Genomic DNA, 17,294 nt, shown 5'->3' with positions numbered 1-17,294 from the left:
CCGACCCTCGCCGACCCGGATGGGCGCCTTTCCCATTTACGGCTCGTCGGACTCCTGATATTCGGCCTGCATCAGATTGTTCAGTATTGAACTAAATCGGGAGCGTCGCCGCAATGTCCGACACCGCACAGGAAAGCCTCCGCCAGGCGGCGCTGTTCTACCACGAGAACCCCAAGCCCGGTAAGCTCGAGGTCCGCGCGACCAAGCCGCTGGCCAACGGCCGTGACCTCAGTCGCGCCTACAGCCCCGGCGTCGCGGAGGCCTGTCTTGAGATCAAGGCCGACCCGCAGACGGCCGCCCGCTACACCTCGCGCGGGAACCTCGTCGCGGTGGTGTCGAACGGCACCGCGGTGCTGGGTCTCGGCAACATCGGCCCGCTCGCCTCAAAGCCGGTGATGGAGGGCAAGGCCGTCCTCTTCAAGAAATTCGCCAACATCGATTGCTTCGACATCGAGCTCGACCAGCCCGACCCCGAGAAGCTGGCCGAGATCGTCTGCGCGCTCGAGCCCACCTTCGGGGCGATCAATCTGGAAGACATCAAGGCGCCCGACTGCTTCATCGTCGAGAAGATCTGCCGCGAGCGGATGAACATTCCCGTCTTCCATGACGACCAGCACGGCACCGCCATCGTCGTGGGCGCCGCCGCGACCAACGCGCTGCACGTCGCGGGCAAGGCCTTCGAGGACGTCAAGGTGGTCTCGACCGGCGGCGGGGCGGCGGGCATCGCCTGCCTCAACATGCTGCTAAAGCTCGGGGTCAAGCGCGAGAACGTCTGGCTCTGCGACATCCACGGCCTCGTCTACGAGGGCCGAGCCGAGGACATGAACCCGCAGAAGGCCTGCTTCGCCCAGAAGAGCGGCCTGCGCACGCTCGACGACGTCATCGACGGCGCCGACCTCTTCCTCGGCCTCTCCGGGCCGGGCGTGCTCAAGGCCGAGCAGGTCAAGCGCATGGCCGATAGGCCAATCATCTTCGCGCTCGCCAACCCGACCCCGGAGATCATGCCCGACGACGTGCGCGCCGTCGCCCCCGACGCGATCATCGCCACCGGGCGTTCGGACTTCCCGAACCAAGTGAACAACGTCCTCTGCTTCCCCTTCATCTTCCGCGGGGCGCTGGACGTGGGCGCGACCGAGATCAACGACGCCATGGCGCTGGCCTGCGTCGAGGGCATCGCGGCGCTGGCCCGGGCCACGACCTCGGCCGAGGCGGCAGCGGCCTATCACGGCGAGCAGCTCACCTTCGGTCGCGACTACCTGATCCCCAAGCCCTTCGACCCGCGGCTGTCGTCGGTGGTGTCGAGCGCGGTGGCCAAGGCCGCGATGGAGTCGGGCGTGGCAGCGCGTCCGCTCGACGACCTTCAGGCCTACAAGGAGAAGCTCAACCAGAGCGTCTTCAAGTCGGCGCTGCTGATGCGCCCGGTGTTCGAGGCCGCCCGCACCGCCTCGCGCAAGATCGTCTTCGCCGAGGGCGAGGACGAGCGCGTGCTGCGCGCCGCGCAGGCGATCCTCGAGGAGACCACCGAGCAGCCGATCCTCATCGGCCGCCCCGAGGTGCTCGAGAGCCGTTGCGAGCGCATGGGACTCGAGATCCGTCCCGGCCGCGACTTCCACGTGGTGAACCCGCAGGACGACCCGCGCTACCGCGACTACTGGGAAACCTACCACCGGCTGATGGCGCGCCGCGGGGTGACGCCGGACCTCGCGCGGGCGATCCTGCGCACCAACACCACCGCGATTGCCGCCATCATGGTGCACCGCGAAGAGGCCGACAGCATGATCTGCGGCACCTTCGGCGAGTATCGCTGGCACCTCAACTACATCACCCAGGTTCTGGGCGGTGGCGGCTTCGAGCCGAATGGCGCGCTGTCGCTGATGATCCTCGAGGACGGCCCGCTGTTCCTCGCCGACACGCAAGTCTGGACCGAGCCCACGCCCGAGCAGATCGCCAAGACGGTGATCGGTGCCGCCCGCCACGTGCGCCGCTTCGGTCTGACGCCGCAGATCGCGCTGTGCTCGCGTTCGCAGTTCGGCAACCAGAACGACGGCACCGGCCCGCGGATCCGCGCCGCGCTCGACATCCTCGACAGCGAGACCCGCGATTTCGTCTACGAGGGCGAGATGCACGTGGACTCGGCGCTCGACCCCGAGCTGCGCGAGCGCCTGATGCCGGGCAACCGTCTGCAGGGCGCCGCCAACGTGCTGATCTTCGCGCAGGCGGATGCGGCCAGCGGCGTGCGGAACATCCTGCGCCTCAAGGCCTCGGCGCTCGAGGTCGGCCCGATCCTCATGGGCATGGGCAACCGCGCCCATATCGTGACCCCTTCGATCACCTCGCGCGGGCTGCTCAACATGGCCGCCATCGGTGGCACCCCGGTCGCCAGCTACGGCTGAGCGAGCACCGTCCGCGCCACCACCGCCGCCTCGTATCCGCGCAGGATCGGTGCGGCGGGCGGGGGCGGGACGATGGCCCCCTGCACATCGACCCCGGCCTGTGCCGATAGAGGTCGGCGCGCCGTCAAAGCGCGGCTGGCCGCTGCTCTAGATGCTCAGGACCCCGCCCGACTCGATCAGCTCGCCGGTGACCGCTGCGCCGAACTGGGGACGGCAGATCCTGTTCGTGGTGAGCAGCAGGCCGTCGGGCAACAGCGCGCCGTTGTGGGGCGTGACCTCTGTGTCCGAAGCGGCATGGCGTAGTTCCCCTCGCGACGAAGGGCCGGCGTGGCCGTGACCGAGGCGAATGGAGGAGGCGCCGCACGCGGCAAAAGTGATTCACGCACACCGCGACTTTGCCATTTCAGAGTTTGCCAATTCGCAAACAGACGAGAACTTTGCAGATTTCCCTCATATTTTAGGGAGTTTGCAAATATTTGCCGAAGTTAGCGCCCTGTTAAGCGCGAAACCCTGCGATATTCTGACCTGCCATGCGGTAACATACTTGCTCGGTGCGGGGCTCATGCCTCATGACATTACCCAGATGTGAGAGGAGGAGCTTTCCCATGGGCTACAAGGACGTGTACGCGGCGTGGCAGGAGGATCCCGAGGGGTTCTGGATGGAGGCCGCCAGCGCCATCGACTGGGTCAAGGAACCGTCGAAAGCGCTGTTCGACAAGGGCGGCGACATGTACGAGTGGTTCTCGGACGGGCTGGTCAACACCTGCTGGAATGCGGTGGACCGTCACGTCGAGGCGGGCCGGGGCGACGAGATCGCCATCATGCACGAAAGCCCGATCACCCACGCCACCAAGGGTATCACCTATTCCGAACTGCGCGACCGCGTGGCGTCGCTGGCGGGCGCGCTCAAGATGCGCGGCATCGAGAAGGGCGACCGCGTCATCATCTACATGCCGATGATCCCAGAGGCGCTCGAGGCGATGCTGGCCTGCGCCCGGCTTGGCGCGGTGCACTCGGTGGTGTTCGGCGGCTTCGCGGCGCACGAGCTCGCGGTGCGCATCGACGACTGCACGCCCAAGGCGATCATCGCGTCGAGCTGCGGCCTCGAGCCCGGCCGGGTGGTGCATTACAAGCCGCTGCTCGACGAGGCCATCGCGCTCTCGACCCACAAGCCCGAGTTCTGCGTGATCTTCCAGCGCGCGCAGGAGGTGGCGAAGCTGGTCGAGGGCCGCGACTTCTCGTGGCACGGATTCCAGTACGGCGTGAAGCCCGCCGAATGCGTGCCGGTCGAGGGCAATCACCCGGCCTACATCCTCTATACCTCCGGCACCACCGGCCAGCCCAAGGGCGTGGTCCGCTCCACCGCGGGCCATCTCGTCGCCCTGCAATGGACGATGAAGAACATCTACAACATCGGGCCGGGCGACCGGTTCTGGGCGGCTTCGGACGTGGGCTGGGTCGTGGGGCATTCCTACATCTGCTACGGCCCGCTGATCACCGGCGCCCAGACCATCGTGTTCGAGGGCAAGCCCATCGGCACCCCCCATGCCGGCGTGTTCTGGCGGATCATCCAGAACCACCGGGTGAAGAGCTTCTTCACCGCGCCGACCGCGCTGCGCGCCATCCGCCGGGCGGATCCGGACGGCGAATGGATCAAGCGCTACAAGCTGCACGACCTGCAGGCGCTGTTTCTCGCGGGCGAGCGGGCCGACCCCTCAACCATCGAATGGGCGCAGAAGCATCTCGGCGTGCCGGTGATCGACCACTGGTGGCAGACCGAGACCGGCTGGGGCATCGCCGCCAACCCCATCGGCATCGAGCTGCTGCCGGTGAAGCTGGGCAGCCCCTCTGTGGCGATGCCGGGCTACGACGTGCGCATCCTCGACGAGGGCGGCCACGAGCTGCCCGCGGGCGAGCTCGGTGCCATCGCCATCAAGCTGCCGCTGCCCCCGGGCACGCTGCAGACGCTCTGGCAGGCCGAGGCACGCTACAAGAAGTCCTACCTCAGCCAGTTCCCGGGCTACTACGAAACCGGCGATGCGGGCATGAAGGACGAGGACGGCTACCTCTACATCATGTCGCGCACCGATGACGTCATCAACGTCGCGGGGCACCGCCTGTCCACGGGCGCCATGGAAGAGGTTCTGGCCTCGCACCCCGACGTCGCCGAATGCGCGGTGATCGGCGTGTCGGACGCGCTCAAGGGCCAGCTGCCGCTCGGCTTCATCTGCCTGAGCTCGGGGGTCGACCGCGACCATGCCGAGGTCTGCAAGGAATGCGTGAAGCTGGTGCGGGACCAGATCGGCCCGGTCGCGGCCTTCAAGCTGGTGACCGTGGTGGATCGCCTGCCAAAGACCCGCTCGGGCAAGATCCTGCGCGCCACCATGGTCAAGATCGCCGACGGCGAAGAGTTCAAGATGCCCGCGACCATCGACGACCCGGTCATCCTCGACGAGATCGGCGTGGCGCTAAAGGGGCTGGGCTACGCCTCGAAGGTGCCGGCCTGACCTGAATTTCCCGCCCGGACCCGGTGTTTTGGCCGTGTCCGGGCGGGGTGTGACAAGAGGGAGTGCTGGCGTTTCCGCGCTGGCGATGCGCTGCGGATGCCGGTGTTCCCGTCACCGCTGCACCATGTCCACGACACAATCCGGATCGTCGACGCGGAGGACAGCGCGCCCAAGACGGACTGAACCGGCCGCGAGGGGTCTCGGGTCGTGCGGCGACCGGGGATGCCGCCTCAGGTCCCGCCGTGGCGCCCGGCCGCGTGCGTTACCGCTCGTTCGATCCGGGCCTGCTCAACCGGATGAGGCCATCAACGCATCGTCGATCTCGCGCGCCCGCACGGCGGCGGGGCGTGTTGTCAGGCGCTCGGCGTAGTCGGAAAATCCGGGCCTCTCGGGGAGAGAACCGAGCATCCGTCCCCAGAGAATTTGCGACCCGACATAGACATCCGCGGCGCTGAAGGTCGTTCCGGTGACGTAGTCTCGCCCGTCCGAGAGCATCGCAGCGAGTGCATCGGCGACCGCCTCCAGCGATCCGTACCCGGCGCGTCCGCGCGCCTGCGGGTCGTCCGGCAGCGAGAAATTGAAGTGGGCGTTGGTGATCGCCGCCTCGCCCGGTCCCGCGGCGAAGAACATCCAGCGCAGGTAGGCCGCGCTCTCGGGCGTGCCCGGTTCAGGCGCGAGCCCTGCTTCGGGGAAGGCGGCAGCAAGATAGGCGCAGCAGGCGGCGGCTTCGGTCACGACGGCCTCTCCATGTTGCACAGCGGGAACCTTTCCCATGGGGTTGATCGCCAGGTAGTCTCGCGATTTCATCGGCGGTCCATACGCGAGCACCCGCGTCTCGTATGGCTGACCGAGCTCCTCGAGCATCCACCGCACGATGCGGCCGCGGGACATGGGGTTGGTGTAGAAGATGATTTCGGACATTGGGAGCGCACCCTGCTTTCCGTTTGCGTCGCGATGGTCCGTCATCGCGCCGGGTTGTGACAAGAAGAAAATCCTGAGGGGCGACGGGGGTAATGCCGGTGTTCTCCCGGCTTCCCGAAGAGGGGGACGCAAGGGGCGCGACTCCCCGGTTCTTGCCGTGGGCCGGACGTTCCGGCGAGCCGGGTCGACGGTCCGGCGCAGAGGCGCGTGACGCGTCGGAGCATCCGGTGTCCAGCCCGATGATCCCGGCCGAACACCGCTTTCGCGTCCCGCAGAAGCCAAGGCGCCTCAGTCGGCGAAGCGCACCGAGACGGTCGGGTCGCCCGGCAGTCCGGCGTAGGTGAGCGTCGCGCCGTCACCGGCCTTGGCGATGGGCAGGAGCGGGCCGAAGGAGCCCACGCTGACCACGTCGCCCGCCCTGAGCGTCACGCCTTTCGACATCAGCCACAGCACCGCGTTGGCGGGGTGGCCGAGCACCGCCGCACCGGGAGCCTCGGTCAGCGTCGTGCCGTCCGCGGCGGCGAGCGTCACCGCCATCGACGCCAGCGCCTGCGAGATCTCGGCGGGATCCTCGACGGGGATGTCGGCGCCGACCACGCCCAGCCGGGCGGCGACGCCGATGGCGGTGAGGGTGATGCCGTTTACCGGCTCGCCCTCGGCGAAGGTGAGATCGGGCAGCTCGATGAAGGGTCGGAGCGCCGAGAGATGCGCCACGACCTCATCCGGCGTGGTGGCCTCGCGGATGCCGTTGTCGCCCACCACCAGCAGCAGGTCGGCCTCGATCAGCGGCACGGTGCCGAAGCCCGCGGGCACCTCGGCGCCGTCTTCCAGCAGCATGTCGCGGTAAAGCACGCCCATCACCGGTTCGCTGACGCCGAAATGCTCTTGCGCTGGCTTGCTGGTGAGCCCGACCTTGTAGCCCACCACGGGGCCCATCTCGGGCTCGAGCGCCGCGATCAGCTTGCCCTGCGTGCAGAGCGCGTCCTCGAGGCTGCCGTCGGCGCCAAGCGCCTTGGCGGGCGTGCGCGACAGGTAGGCGTCGACATATGCGGAAATCTCGGCGTCGCCGGCGCAGTCAGCGGACGCGGTGCCGGCCGCGAGCAGCGCGGCCAGAATGATGCGGAACATGGGTGTCCTCCCCCCGGTACAATGCGCAAAGCATGGCAGCGCGGCCGGCACCGGGCAACGGATTCGCGGCTCAGCGCTCGTAGAGCTCGAGAGGCAGCCCGTCGGGATCAGCGAAGAAGGTGAAGCGCTTGCCGGTCAGCGCGTCGGTGCGGATGGGCTCGACCGCGACGCCCTGCGCCTCGAGCCGGTCGCGGGCGGCCTCGACATCGGCAACGGTGAAGGCGAGGTGGCGGAGCCCCTTGGCCTCGGGGCGGTCGGGACGGTCGGGCGGGGCGGGGAAGCTGAAGAGCTCGATCTGGCCGCCGCCCGGAAGCGCGAGGTCGAGTTTCCAGCTGTCACGCTCGGCCCGGTGGGTCTCGGCAAGGATCGCGAGGCCCAGTACCTCGGTGTAGAAGGCCTTGCTGCGGGCGTAGTCGCCGCAGATCACCGCGACGTGGTGAAAACCCTCGATCATGCGCGTCCCCCGGCCACAGCCCCTGCGTCGATGCGCCATAGAGAGCGGATCGCGGCAGGCGGTACAAGGGGCGGTGCAGGGCATGAGAGGGCGGATATTGCCCGGAAACCCGGGGTCCGGACACACGAAGGCCCCGGCGAGGGAAAGCCGGGGCCGGTACGTGCCTTACGGGGTACGTGCCTTACGGGGCCTAAAATCAGGTCGCGTGCTTGTTGTGGAAGGCGTCGACCTGTTTCTCGGCCTCGTCTTTTTCGATGCCGTAGCGCTCCTGAATCGCGCCAACCAGCTTGTCGCGGTTGCCCTCGATCCGGTCGAGATCGTCGTTGGTGAGCTTGCCCCATTGCACCTGGGCCTCACCCTTGAACTGTTTCCACTTGCCTTCGATAACATCCCAATTCATCGGAAGTCTCCTTTCGTCAGGCTGTCCCGCCTCATCGCGGGGTTCGACAGCAAAACGCCGGGATCCGCCTGCCGGTTCCGTGACGATCAGACGAATTGTTCGCGGATCAGCCGTTCCTCGAGCCCGTGGCCCGGATCGAAGAGCACCCGGTGCGCGACCGAGGGTTCCGAGCGCACCTCGACCCGCAGCACGTCGCGAACCGACTGGCTGTCGGCCTCGGCCATGACCGGGCGTTTCTCGGGTTCGAGCACCTCGAAGGTGACCTCGGCGGCCTTGGGCAGCAGCGCGCCGCGCCAGCGCCGGGGCCGGAAGGCGGCGACCGCGGTCAGCGCCAGCACGTCGGAGCCGATGGGAAGGATCGGGCCGTGGGCCGAGTAGTTGTAGGCCGTGGAGCCCGCGGGCGTGGCCAGCAGCGCACCGTCGCAGACCAGTTCGGGCATGCGCAGCTTGCCGTCCACGTAGATCGCCAGCCGCGCCGCCTGCGGCCCGCCGCGCAGCAGCGAGACTTCGTTGATTGCGAGGGCCCGATGGGTGCTGCCGTCGGCGCGGTGGGCGCGCATCGAGAGCGGGTTGATCACCGCCTCCTCGGCGGCGGCGAGCCGTTCCTCGAGCGCGTGCTCGGAATAGGCGTTCATCAGGAAGCCCACGGTGCCCCGGTTCATGCCGTAGACCGGCACCGCCAGCTCTTCGGTCCGGTGCAGCGTGTGCAGCATGAAGCCGTCACCCCCCAGCGCCACGATCACGTCCGCGCCGTTCTCGGCGTGGTTGCCGTAGCGGCGGGTAAGCCCCTCCAGCGCGGATTGGGCGATGGCTGCATTCGAGGCGCAAAAGGCGATTTTCAGCGACATGGGTTTCCCGAACTCGGTCGTTCGGTTCCGAAACAAGCACAAGTTTCCGCAACCTGCCAGAGCCGTCGCCGTTGTACCGGAACAATGCCGCTTTGATCCCTTTGCGGGGGCGCCGGTTTCCTTTACCTAGTCGCCACGTGACGAATCCATGACGACACCGGGAGACCCGCCTCATGAACGCACCGCACCGCGATGACGGTTTCTTCACCCAGTCGCTCTCCGACCGCGACCCCGAACTCTTCGCCTCGATCACCGGCGAACTCGGTCGTCAGCGCGACGAGATCGAGCTGATCGCCTCCGAGAACATCGTCTCCCGCGCCGTGATGGAAGCGCAGGGGTCGGTGATGACCAACAAGTACGCCGAGGGTTACCCGGGCAAGCGCTACTACGGTGGCTGCGAGTGGGTGGACGTGGCCGAGAACCTCGCCATCGACCGCGCCAAGGCGCTGTTCGGCTGCGAGTACGTGAACGTTCAGCCGAACTCGGGCAGCCAGGCCAACCAGGGCGTCTACCAGGCGCTGATCCAGCCCGGTGACACCATCCTCGGCATGTCGCTCGACGCCGGCGGCCACCTGACCCACGGCGCCAAGCCGAACCAGTCGGGCAAGTGGTTCAACGCCATCCAGTACGGCGTGCGCCAGCAGGACAACCGTCTCGACTACGATCAGGTGCAGGAGCTCGCCAACGAGCACAAGCCCAAGATCATCGTCGCCGGCGGCTCGGCCATCCCGCGCCAGATCGACTTCGCCAAGATGCGCGAAATCGCGGACAGCGTCGGTGCCTACCTGATGGTCGACATGGCGCACTTCGCGGGCCTCGTGGCCGGCGGTCAGCACCCGTCGCCGTTCCCCCATGCCCACGTGGCCACCACCACGACGCACAAGACCCTCCGCGGTCCGCGCGGCGGCATGATCCTGACCAACGACGAGACCATCGCCAAGAAGGTCAACTCGGCGATCTTCCCGGGCATCCAGGGCGGTCCGCTGATGCATGTCATCGCCGGCAAGGCCGTGGCCTTCGGCGAGGCGCTGAAGCCCGAGTTCAAGACCTACGCCGCTCAGGTGGTGAAGAACGCGCAGGCGCTCTCTGACCAGCTGATCAAGGGCGGGCTCGACACCGTGACCCATGGCACCGACACCCATGTCGTGCTGGTGGACCTGCGCCCCAAGGGCGTGAAGGGCAACGCGACCGAGAAGGCGCTGGGCCGTGCGCACATCACCTGCAACAAGAACGGTGTGCCCTTCGACCCCGAGAAGCCGACCGTGACCAGCGGCATCCGTCTGGGCTCGCCCGCCGGCACCACCCGCGGCTTCGGCGAGGAAGAGTTCCGCCAGATCGCCGACTGGATCATCGAGGTGGTCGACGGTCTTGCCGCCAACGGTGAGGACGGCAACGGCGAGGTCGAGGCCAAGGTCCGCGGCGAAGTCACCGAGTTCCTGAAGCGCTTCCCGATGTACCCGACGCTCTGAGCCCTCGGGACAGATCTATCGGAAGGGGCCGGTGCCGTGCGCACCGGCCCTTTTTTCGTGCGCACGGGTCGGGTCCAAGCGCCGGGCCGGGTTTTCCTGCGCTCGGGTCGGGGCGTGCGCTGGGTTGGATTTTCTTGCCCGCGGGGTAGTTTTCGGAAAGTCGCGCAATCGCTGCCGTCGACGAGCCGGGCCTCCGGGGACCGCTACAGCCCGTCTCCGAAGCGAGACGACGCCAAAGACCGGTGCCTCCCGTCGCGTTCGTGATCGCTGGTCGCGTAATGAGGCCGCCACGACGGCAAATCTGGCCGTCTGGAAGCGCTCGTCAGCGCCCTGCCAGTCAGGCCGGTTGGTGGCTTGTCCCGTGTGAAGGGGAGGCGGTGCCCTTGCATCTGGAGTAATGATCGCCCCGCTTGGCATCCTGACCCCGCCCCGGACGGGGACAGCGCTGCGTCAGGGACTTTCCGGCAGGGATTGGCCGGCCGCAGATCGGAGCCCGTGGCGGGCAAGCCGGCCGCGCAGAGGGGGCTGTGCCCATAAGCGACGTGAGTGGCCGGGGACTGACGCGCCCGGCGGGACGTATGCGCATACCGGGCGCTATTGGCAGGCATTCCGCCGGACCGTGGCCTCCGGGCGAGGCAAGTCGCCAGCGTTTCGGGGAAGGGGGGTTGACCCTGCCCGGGGCTGTGACAGTTTGAGGCATGGCCCGCGGTCCGGCGGTTGCCGCAATCCCGGATCACGCCATGCCTCAGCCCGTATCCAACCCCCTGTCCGTCCTGCGCTTTCCTGCCTTCCGCAACCGATGGTTGGCCTCGCTCGTGTCGAACCTCGGCACGCTGGTGCAGTCGGTGGGCGCGGGCTGGATGATGACCCAGATCAGCGACAGCGACGCCATGGTGGGCCTCGTGCAGGCCGGGGTGACGGTGCCGACCATGCTGTTCGCGGTCTTCGCGGGCACGCTGGCGGACAGCCACGACCGCCGCAAGGTGATGATCGGGGCGCAGCTCTTCATGATGGCGACGGCAACGCTGCTGACCCTGCTGGCGTGGGCCGGGCTGATGACGCCGTGGCTGCTGGTGCTGCTGACCTTCATGATCGGCACCGGCTCGACCTTCTTCAACCCGTCGTGGCAGGCCTCGATGGGGGACATCGTGCCGCGCTCCGAGCTGCCCTCGGCGGTGGCGCTGAACTCCATGGCCTTCAACGCCATGCGCTCCATCGGCCCGGCCATCGGCGGCATCATCGTGGCGGCGGCGGGCGCCGCGGCCGCCTTCGCGCTGAACGCGGTGAGCTATGTCGCCATGATCGGCGCGCTCTGGCTCTGGAAGGCACCGGTGCCGGACGACGCGCTGCCGCGCGAGCCGCTGCGCCTCGCGATCCAGTCGGGCCTGCGCTACGTCGCCATGTCGCCGAACCTCGTCAACGTCATGGGGCGCGCGTTCCTCTTCGGCCTCGGCTCGGTGGCGGCGCTGTCGCTGCTTCCCGTGGTGGCGCATGAGCGGCTGGGCGGCGACGCGACGACCTACGGTATCCTGCTGGGCTCCTTCGGGGTCGGCGCCATCGGCGGCGCGATGGCCAATTCCCGGCTGCGCGCGAGCATGGACAACGAGCACATCGTGCGGCTGGCGGCGCTGGTGGCGATGGCCTCGACCGCCGGGCTGGCGGTGTCGCCCTCGCTCTGGCTCTGCCTGCCCGCGCTGATGCTGAGCGGCGCGGCCTGGGTGGTGGCGCTGTCGCTCTTCAACGTGACGGTGCAGCTCTCGACGCCGCGCTGGGTGGTGGGCCGCGCCATCGCGCTCTACCAGTCCGCCAGCTTCGGCGGCATGGCGCTGGGCAGCTGGCTCTGGGGCGCGGTCTCGGACGGGCAGAGCCTGCTGGTGGCCTTCGCAGGCGCGGCCGGCATCCTTGCACTCGCCGCCGCGGTCGGTCTGCGCCGGCCGCTGCCGGAATACGGCAATCTCGACCTGTCGCCGCTGGGGCTCTTCCGCGAGCCGATGCTGCAGCTCGACGTGCAGCCGCGCAGCGGGCCGGTGGTGGCTGTCACCGAGTTCGAGATCGACCCGCAGGACCTGCCGCAGTTCCTCGAGGTCATGGCCGAGCGCCGCCGCGTGCGGATCCGCGACGGGGCGCAGAACTGGGTGCTGATGCGCGATCTCGAGAACCCGCGGATCTGGCAGGAGACCTACCACGTACCGACCTGGGTCGAGTACATCCGCCACAACACCCGCCGGACCAAGGCCGACCACGGCACCTATGCGCGGCTGCTGGAGCTGCATCGCGGCAGCGAGCCGCCGCACACGAGGCGGATGATCGAGCGCCACGCCATCGCGCGGGGGCGGGGCGGGGTCTATCGCTTCGACGTCTGAGGGGCGCCGCCCGCCAGCAAAAAGGCCCGCCGTGACAGGCGGGCCTTCGTCATCTCAGGGGGCCGTTCAGGGGGCCGTGGATCAGGCCGGGTCCTTGGCGTAGCGCAGGTAGGGCAGCTTGATGTCGAGCTCGCCGTATTTCTCTGCCGCCGCCGCGTCGTCGAGCGACAGGGCCACGATCACGTCCTTGCCGGTTTCCCAGTTGGCGGGCACGGCGAGCGGCTGCTCGTAGGTGCGCTGCAGGCCGTCGAGGGCACGGAGCACCTCGGCGAAGTTGCGGCCCACCGACATCGGGTAGGTCATCATCAGCTGCACCTTCTTGTTCGGCGCCACGATGAACACCGAGCGCACAGTGGCGCTGTCGGCGGGGGTGCGGCCGTCGGGCAGGTAGGCGTCGGCGGGCAGCATGTCGAGCGCCTTGGCCATCTTCAGGTCATCGTCGGCCACGATCGGGAAGCCGGCGGACGCGCCCGAGGTCTTCTCGATGTCGCCCTTCCAGCGCTTGTGCTCCTCGACGCCGTCGACCGAGATGCCCATCACCTTGGTGCCGCGCTTCGCCCATTCGTCGGCAAGCTGCGCCACGGCGCCGAACTCGGTGGTGCAGACCGGGGTGAAGTCCTTGGGATGCGAAAAGAAAATCGCCCAGCTGTCGCCGATCCAGTCGTGCAGATCGTACTCGCCAAGGTCGGTGACGACGTGAAGGTTGGGAATTTCGTCGTTGATGCGCAGTGCCATTGGAAGTCTCCTTTCCTGTCCGTGCGGGGCCGGACGTGGGTCTCTCTGATTTAGGTACAGTCTCGGGTCACGATGTAAAGACCCCGGCTTGCGGCGGGAGAGGGCGCGTGACAGAGTGTCGCCCAAGAGAGAATTTGATCAAATCTCACGAAGGGAGACTTCAGATGATCGAGAAGCGTCAGTTTTACATCGACGGTGCCTGGGTGGATGCGCTCGAGGGCCGCGACCACCAGGTGATCGACCCGGCGACCGAAGAGCCCTGCGCGGTGATCGCCCTCGGCGGACAGGCCGACACCGACGCCGCGGTGGCCGCCGCAAAGCGCGCGCTGCCGGGCTGGATGGCGACCCCGGTGGCAGAGCGCATCGCGCTCGTCGAGAAGCTGCTCGCGGTCTACCTTGAGCGCGCCGAGGAAATGGCGCAGGCGATGACGCTCGAGATGGGCGCGCCCATCGCGCTGTCGCGCGCCAGCCAGGTGGGCGCCGGCAGCTTTCACCTGAAGAACTTCATCGACGCCGCCAAGACCTTCGAGTTCGACAAGGCCTTCTCCGAGGCGTTCCCCGACACCCGCATGATCCACGAGGCCGTCGGCGTCTGTGCGCTGATCACCCCGTGGAACTGGCCGATGAACCAGGTGACGCTGAAGGTCGGCGCCGCCGCCGTCGCCGGCTGCACCATGATCCTGAAGCCGTCGGAAGAGAGCCCGCTTTCGGCCATGCTCTTCGCCGAGATGATGGACGCCGCTGGCTTCCCGAAGGGCGTGTTCAACCTCGTGAACGGTGACGGCGTGGGCGTGGGCACCCAGCTTTCGGGTCACGCGGACGTGGACATGGTGAGCTTCACCGGCTCGACCCGCGCCGGCCGCGCGATTTCGAAGACCGCCGCCGAGACCCTGAAGCGCGTGCACCTCGAGCTCGGGGGCAAGGGCGCCAACCTGATCTTCGCCGATGCCGACGACAAGGCGGTCAAGCGCGGCGTGCTGCACATGATGCAGAACTCGGGCCAGAGCTGCAACGCGCCCTCGCGCATGATGGTCGAGGCACCGATCTACGACCGCGTGGTCGAGGAAGCCGCCGCCGTGGCGCAGTCGGTCACCGTGGGCGCGCCCTCGGAAGACGGCAGGCACATTGGCCCGGTGGTGAACGCGGTGCAGTACGACAAGATCCAGGGCCTCATCGAGACCGGCATCAAGGAAGGCGCGCGGCTCGTCGCCGGCGGGCCCGGCCGTCCCGAGGGCTTCAACAAGGGCTTCTACGTGCGCCCCACGGTCTTTGCCGACGTGACCCCGGACATGACCATCGCGCGCGAAGAGATCTTCGGGCCGGTGCTGTCGATCATGAAGTTCGAAACCGAGGAAGAGGCGGTCGAGATCGCCAACGACACGCCCTACGGCCTGACCAACTACGTGCAGTCCACCGACACCGAACGCCGCCACCGCCTCGCGCGGCAGCTGCGCTCTGGCATGGTGGAGATGAACGGCAAGAGCCGCGCCCCGGGCGCGCCCTTCGGCGGCATGAAGCAGTCGGGCAACGGCCGCGAGGCGGGGATCCTCGGGATCCACGACTTCCTCGAGATCAAGGCGGTCTCGGGCTGGGCCGCCGAGTAAGACCGGACGACAGGGGAGGCGGCCAACGGGCCGCCTCTTTCCTTTAGGGGGCTTTTAGGGGGAGTGTCGCGTGACGATCGGCGCCAAGCGCCGCGCGAACACCGCATCGTGCACGTGTTCGGTCAGGCGTGGGTGGGCCCTGGCGCTCGGGCTCTCGCCGTGGAGAACGTTGGGTTCAGTCTCGGTGAGAGCTGCCTGAAGATGCGTTGCCCCGCGTCACGCTCTGCAAGGCCGGAGCGGATCGGGTCTTCTGGGCTATGATTGGGAACAACCGGCCAAACAGACCAAGGTAGCTTCGTCCGGGTCGGCAGAGGGCGACCCGGGAAGGATCTCGTCAGTCTCTCAGACCGGGAAAATCTTCGCGCTTGGATTTCGCGGCTTCCGAACGACGCTTTTCAGCGCGGACTTCAAACAATTCCGCGACACAGCCGAGAGCGACGATGACTGCAATGGCTCCAGCATACATGTCCGATACCCCTACCAAGTCGAAAGTGGCTTTGCGGCGGTTCCCGCAGAGCCCGGCCAGCCCTCGGCTGATCCGAGAGATGAACCTATCATTCATGATTTGGGCGAAAATGTGGCGGACATGTGGCAAGTTCTGTACCCACTCCGATGTGACTGCCGCGCCGGAAAACAGGACCTGACGACCGCGGGAGGCGAGACGCCATTCCCGCGGGCATCGGACGGCCACCCGACAGCAAAAGCCGCCTCCGGGGAGGCGTCTTTCTCTGCTCTTCGGCAAGCGACGCTCCGTGCGGAGCAGGGCCCCGCTCAGGGCGTCACGATGTTGAGCCAGACCGTCAAGTAGGCCCACGACGTCCTCGACCTTCTGCGCGTCGCCGTCGACCGTATCGCAGCCGCCTGCGATCGCGTCCATCGTCGTGGTCTGGCCGAGGTTGATGCCGTCGAGCACGGTCCGGTCCAGCGTCACAGTGGCGTCCGCCTCGGCCCCTGGCCGTCCAGCGTGTCGTTCATCACGCTGTTGGTCACCGTAGCCTCGAACGCGTCGCCGACATCAGTCATCATGAAGTCGAGCGCGATCTCCTGCCCGGCGGCCTCGCGGTGGTTCAGGCGCACCGCGAGATAATCGAGGCAGGTCCCCAGCGGCAGGTTGCGCACGATGTCGGGCGAGGCGGTTGCAGGGGGGGGGCGGCCTCGACGACGCCGTCGCGAAGTTCCTTGGCGCCCGAGAGCTGGAAGTTCCGCCATGGGCCGATCTTGGTCTGGTGGCCCATCTGGGTCAGCGCGTCGGCGAGCAGGTTCTTCGCCTCGGCATTGTCGGGCTCTGCAAAGGCCATGTGTTTAAGCGCGGTGGCGACCCAGCGGTACCCGCCCGCGTTGTTCATCGCCTGCGTGGTGTCGGTGGGCGTCCTCGCTCATGGCGCCGGCAGGGCGAGCTCGATGCAAGCATTCTTCCTCGGGCTGCAGACGAAGCGGAGTGTGCCGCAGATTGACGATCACGTCCGCCGCGCGCCGGTCGTCCTTGGCGATGTCGCGCAGCACCTCGCCCACCGCGGCACGGTCCACCGCCTCCGCAGGTCCCACGCGAAAGATGGCGGGCGATTTTCGGCCGCCATCCCCATGCCGAACCGCGAGTGGTGTCAGGCCGCCCGGTCGAGGGCGTTCCCTCGCGCTGCCAGCCTTGCGCGAATGGACGCGGGGACGAGTCGCCGGGTAAAGATCCTGGACGTCGGCATCTCGGCAATCACCTCCTCGTGGCCATAGAGCGCGACGTATTCGTCGTAGTTGGCGAATGCCTTGCGGCCCACGTCGTCGACGAAGGTTTCGGTCTCGGGTCCCTCGGCCAGGATCACGTCATGGTCGCTGGTCTTTATGTGGTCGTAGGTGACGGTAGGCGGAAGCTCGGATTTCGGCACATGGGAAACGGTTGTGCCGTTGACCAGCGCCCCGGCGTCGATCACGAGGTCATCGACGATCACCCCGTGGCTGGCGATGAGCAGCAGGTCGCGATGCGGCTCGCCGGGCGCGAAGCTGTCCTGCCGGACGCGCATCGGCTGAGGCCGATTGCACGCGGCAGATCCGCTGCACCGCGAGACCCGGCTCGGTCGGCTGGAGGTGGCGCGCAAGCGCAAGGATGCCAGGGCCTGTCTCCGTCTCGCGGACGAGGCTCTTGGCGTGCTTCCGGGCGATCAGGGCATCGCCGAGGCCGCAGGGCGGGCGTGTCGGGCCAGCGGCGGAGGCTGATGCAGGCCTATGTCCGCAGCGGCGAGACCGGGGAGGCCCGCGAGTGGCTCGACGCGCTGGACCGCGGTCGGAACCCCGCCGAGATCGACGGGCTGCGCCAGCTGCTGGCGATGGAGACCGGCGAGATGGCCGAGGCGGCCCGTCTCATCCGGGCGCAGATCGCCAACCGGCAGCGCGGCGCCGGCGACCTGAGCCTGCTGCGTGCGCTGCTGGCGCTCGGGCGGCTCGAGGATGCCTAGGCGGAGACCATCGCCATCAAGACCGCGC

16 protein-coding genes and 1 pseudogene are annotated in these 17,294 nt (G+C 67.9%); 8 read left to right on the top strand and 9 right to left on the bottom strand.

The window, feature by feature from the left end:
• The first annotated feature begins 113 nt into the window (after window positions 1–113).
• The 3 genes from BLQ77_RS04230 (at window position 114) to BLQ77_RS04225 (ending at window position 4,900) form a co-directional block, all read left to right on the top strand.
• Window positions 114–2,393 carry an NADP-dependent malic enzyme gene (locus tag BLQ77_RS04230; protein ID WP_089955749.1) on the top strand — a complete coding sequence of 760 codons (2,280 nt, stop codon included), beginning with the start codon at window positions 114–116 and terminating at the stop codon, window positions 2,391–2,393.
• A 346-nt stretch (window positions 2,394–2,739) separates the two neighbouring features.
• Complete coding sequence (locus BLQ77_RS28395) at window positions 2,740–2,982, top strand: hypothetical protein (protein ID WP_131821985.1); 243 nt, start codon at window positions 2,740–2,742, stop codon at window positions 2,980–2,982.
• A 16-nt stretch (window positions 2,983–2,998) separates the two neighbouring features.
• Window positions 2,999–4,900 carry a propionyl-CoA synthetase gene (locus tag BLQ77_RS04225; RefSeq protein WP_008885063.1) on the top strand — a complete coding sequence of 634 codons (1,902 nt, stop codon included), beginning with the start codon at window positions 2,999–3,001 and terminating at the stop codon, window positions 4,898–4,900.
• A gap of 288 nt (window positions 4,901–5,188) precedes the next feature.
• On the opposite strand, the gene BLQ77_RS04220 is transcribed toward BLQ77_RS04225, so the two are convergent.
• From BLQ77_RS04220 to BLQ77_RS04200, 5 genes are all read right to left on the bottom strand, one after another.
• A complete protein-coding gene (locus BLQ77_RS04220; RefSeq protein WP_089955746.1) occupies window positions 5,189–5,821 on the bottom strand; it encodes a glutathione S-transferase family protein in 633 nt (210 codons plus the stop codon).
• 288 nt (window positions 5,822–6,109) lie between these two features.
• Window positions 6,110–6,949, bottom strand: a complete 840-nt coding sequence (locus BLQ77_RS04215) for a 2-keto-4-pentenoate hydratase (RefSeq protein ID WP_089955743.1) — start codon at window positions 6,947–6,949, stop codon at window positions 6,110–6,112.
• A 70-nt stretch (window positions 6,950–7,019) separates the two neighbouring features.
• Entirely contained in the window at window positions 7,020–7,403 is a 384-nt protein-coding gene (gene gloA2, locus BLQ77_RS04210; protein WP_089955740.1) for an SMU1112c/YaeR family gloxylase I-like metalloprotein, read from the bottom strand.
• A gap of 196 nt (window positions 7,404–7,599) precedes the next feature.
• A complete protein-coding gene (locus BLQ77_RS04205) occupies window positions 7,600–7,803 on the bottom strand; it encodes a CsbD family protein (RefSeq protein ID WP_008883744.1) in 204 nt (67 codons plus the stop codon).
• Window positions 7,804–7,889: 86 nt separating this feature from the next.
• Window positions 7,890–8,651 (bottom strand): NAD kinase, encoded by a 762-nt coding sequence (locus BLQ77_RS04200; RefSeq protein WP_089955736.1) that lies wholly within the window; start codon window positions 8,649–8,651, stop codon window positions 7,890–7,892.
• A 173-nt stretch (window positions 8,652–8,824) separates the two neighbouring features.
• On the opposite strand from BLQ77_RS04200, the gene glyA reads away from it, so the two are divergent.
• Together glyA and BLQ77_RS04190 are read left to right on the top strand one after the other, a co-directional pair.
• Entirely contained in the window at window positions 8,825–10,120 is a 1,296-nt protein-coding gene (gene glyA / locus BLQ77_RS04195; RefSeq protein WP_008886271.1) for a serine hydroxymethyltransferase, read from the top strand.
• Between the two features lie 740 nt (window positions 10,121–10,860).
• On the top strand, window positions 10,861–12,483 hold the full coding sequence (locus BLQ77_RS04190; protein WP_008886221.1) for an MFS transporter: 1,623 nt from the start codon (window positions 10,861–10,863) through the stop codon (window positions 12,481–12,483).
• A gap of 81 nt (window positions 12,484–12,564) precedes the next feature.
• Here the strand turns inward: BLQ77_RS04190 and BLQ77_RS04185 are convergent, their stop codons facing one another.
• A complete protein-coding gene (locus tag BLQ77_RS04185; RefSeq protein ID WP_008884022.1) occupies window positions 12,565–13,218 on the bottom strand; it encodes a redoxin domain-containing protein in 654 nt (217 codons plus the stop codon).
• Window positions 13,219–13,382: 164 nt separating this feature from the next.
• Between BLQ77_RS04185 and BLQ77_RS04180 the strand changes: the two genes are divergently transcribed.
• Window positions 13,383–14,822 carry an aldehyde dehydrogenase family protein gene (locus BLQ77_RS04180; RefSeq protein ID WP_089955732.1) on the top strand — a complete coding sequence of 480 codons (1,440 nt, stop codon included), beginning with the start codon at window positions 13,383–13,385 and terminating at the stop codon, window positions 14,820–14,822.
• A gap of 334 nt (window positions 14,823–15,156) precedes the next feature.
• Here the strand turns inward: BLQ77_RS04180 and BLQ77_RS04175 are convergent.
• From BLQ77_RS04175 to BLQ77_RS04160, 3 genes and pseudogenes are all read right to left on the bottom strand, one after another.
• Window positions 15,157–15,899, bottom strand: a pseudogene (locus BLQ77_RS04175) (alkyl sulfatase C-terminal domain-containing protein).
• Entirely contained in the window at window positions 15,890–16,168 is a 279-nt protein-coding gene (locus BLQ77_RS29810; RefSeq protein ID WP_089955724.1) for an alkyl sulfatase dimerization domain-containing protein, read from the bottom strand. Before BLQ77_RS29810 ends, BLQ77_RS04175 begins: the two are co-directional and overlap by 10 nt.
• 255 nt (window positions 16,169–16,423) lie before the next feature.
• Complete coding sequence (locus BLQ77_RS04160) at window positions 16,424–16,834, bottom strand: Hint domain-containing protein (RefSeq protein WP_089955721.1); 411 nt, start codon at window positions 16,832–16,834, stop codon at window positions 16,424–16,426.
• A gap of 13 nt (window positions 16,835–16,847) precedes the next feature.
• On the opposite strand from BLQ77_RS04160, the gene BLQ77_RS04155 reads away from it, so the two are divergent.
• Both BLQ77_RS04155 and BLQ77_RS04150 read left to right on the top strand, forming a co-directional pair.
• Complete coding sequence (locus BLQ77_RS04155; RefSeq protein WP_089955719.1) at window positions 16,848–17,027, top strand: hypothetical protein; 180 nt, start codon at window positions 16,848–16,850, stop codon at window positions 17,025–17,027.
• A complete protein-coding gene (locus BLQ77_RS04150) occupies window positions 17,027–17,266 on the top strand; it encodes a hypothetical protein (protein WP_089955716.1) in 240 nt (79 codons plus the stop codon). The genes BLQ77_RS04155 and BLQ77_RS04150 overlap by 1 nt, the downstream gene beginning before the upstream one ends.
• Window positions 17,267–17,294: the final 28 nt, after the last annotated feature.

Source organism: Salipiger thiooxidans (assembly GCF_900102075.1).
Lineage (GTDB): Bacteria > Pseudomonadota > Alphaproteobacteria > Rhodobacterales > Rhodobacteraceae > Salipiger > Salipiger thiooxidans.
Note: the sequence above shows the minus strand (reverse complement) of the source record. Positions and strands in the feature narration are given on the sequence as shown.

What these genes read in the sequence shown, in the direction of transcription:
- BLQ77_RS04205 (WP_008883744.1), bottom strand. Translation starts at nt 7,803, where the DNA reads ATGAATTGGGATGTTATCGAAGGCAAGTGGAAACAGTTCAAGGGTGAG.
- BLQ77_RS04160 (WP_089955721.1), bottom strand. Translation starts at nt 16,834, where the DNA reads ATGCGCGTCCGGCAGGACAGCTTCGCGCCCGGCGAGCCGCATCGCGAC.
- BLQ77_RS04230 (WP_089955749.1), top strand. Translation starts at nt 114, where the DNA reads ATGTCCGACACCGCACAGGAAAGCCTCCGCCAGGCGGCGCTGTTCTAC.
- BLQ77_RS04150 (WP_089955716.1), top strand. Translation starts at nt 17,027, where the DNA reads ATGCAGGCCTATGTCCGCAGCGGCGAGACCGGGGAGGCCCGCGAGTGG.
- BLQ77_RS04190 (WP_008886221.1), top strand. Translation starts at nt 10,861, where the DNA reads ATGCCTCAGCCCGTATCCAACCCCCTGTCCGTCCTGCGCTTTCCTGCC.
- BLQ77_RS29810 (WP_089955724.1), bottom strand. Translation starts at nt 16,168, where the DNA reads ATGAACAACGCGGGCGGGTACCGCTGGGTCGCCACCGCGCTTAAACAC.
- BLQ77_RS04220 (WP_089955746.1), bottom strand. Translation starts at nt 5,821, where the DNA reads ATGTCCGAAATCATCTTCTACACCAACCCCATGTCCCGCGGCCGCATC.
- BLQ77_RS04200 (WP_089955736.1), bottom strand. Translation starts at nt 8,651, where the DNA reads ATGTCGCTGAAAATCGCCTTTTGCGCCTCGAATGCAGCCATCGCCCAA.
- gloA2 (WP_089955740.1), bottom strand. Translation starts at nt 7,403, where the DNA reads ATGATCGAGGGTTTTCACCACGTCGCGGTGATCTGCGGCGACTACGCC.
- BLQ77_RS04225 (WP_008885063.1), top strand. Translation starts at nt 2,999, where the DNA reads ATGGGCTACAAGGACGTGTACGCGGCGTGGCAGGAGGATCCCGAGGGG.
- BLQ77_RS04185 (WP_008884022.1), bottom strand. Translation starts at nt 13,218, where the DNA reads ATGGCACTGCGCATCAACGACGAAATTCCCAACCTTCACGTCGTCACC.
- BLQ77_RS04215 (WP_089955743.1), bottom strand. Translation starts at nt 6,949, where the DNA reads ATGTTCCGCATCATTCTGGCCGCGCTGCTCGCGGCCGGCACCGCGTCC.
- BLQ77_RS04180 (WP_089955732.1), top strand. Translation starts at nt 13,383, where the DNA reads ATGATCGAGAAGCGTCAGTTTTACATCGACGGTGCCTGGGTGGATGCG.
- BLQ77_RS28395 (WP_131821985.1), top strand. Translation starts at nt 2,740, where the DNA reads ATGGAGGAGGCGCCGCACGCGGCAAAAGTGATTCACGCACACCGCGAC.
- glyA (WP_008886271.1), top strand. Translation starts at nt 8,825, where the DNA reads ATGAACGCACCGCACCGCGATGACGGTTTCTTCACCCAGTCGCTCTCC.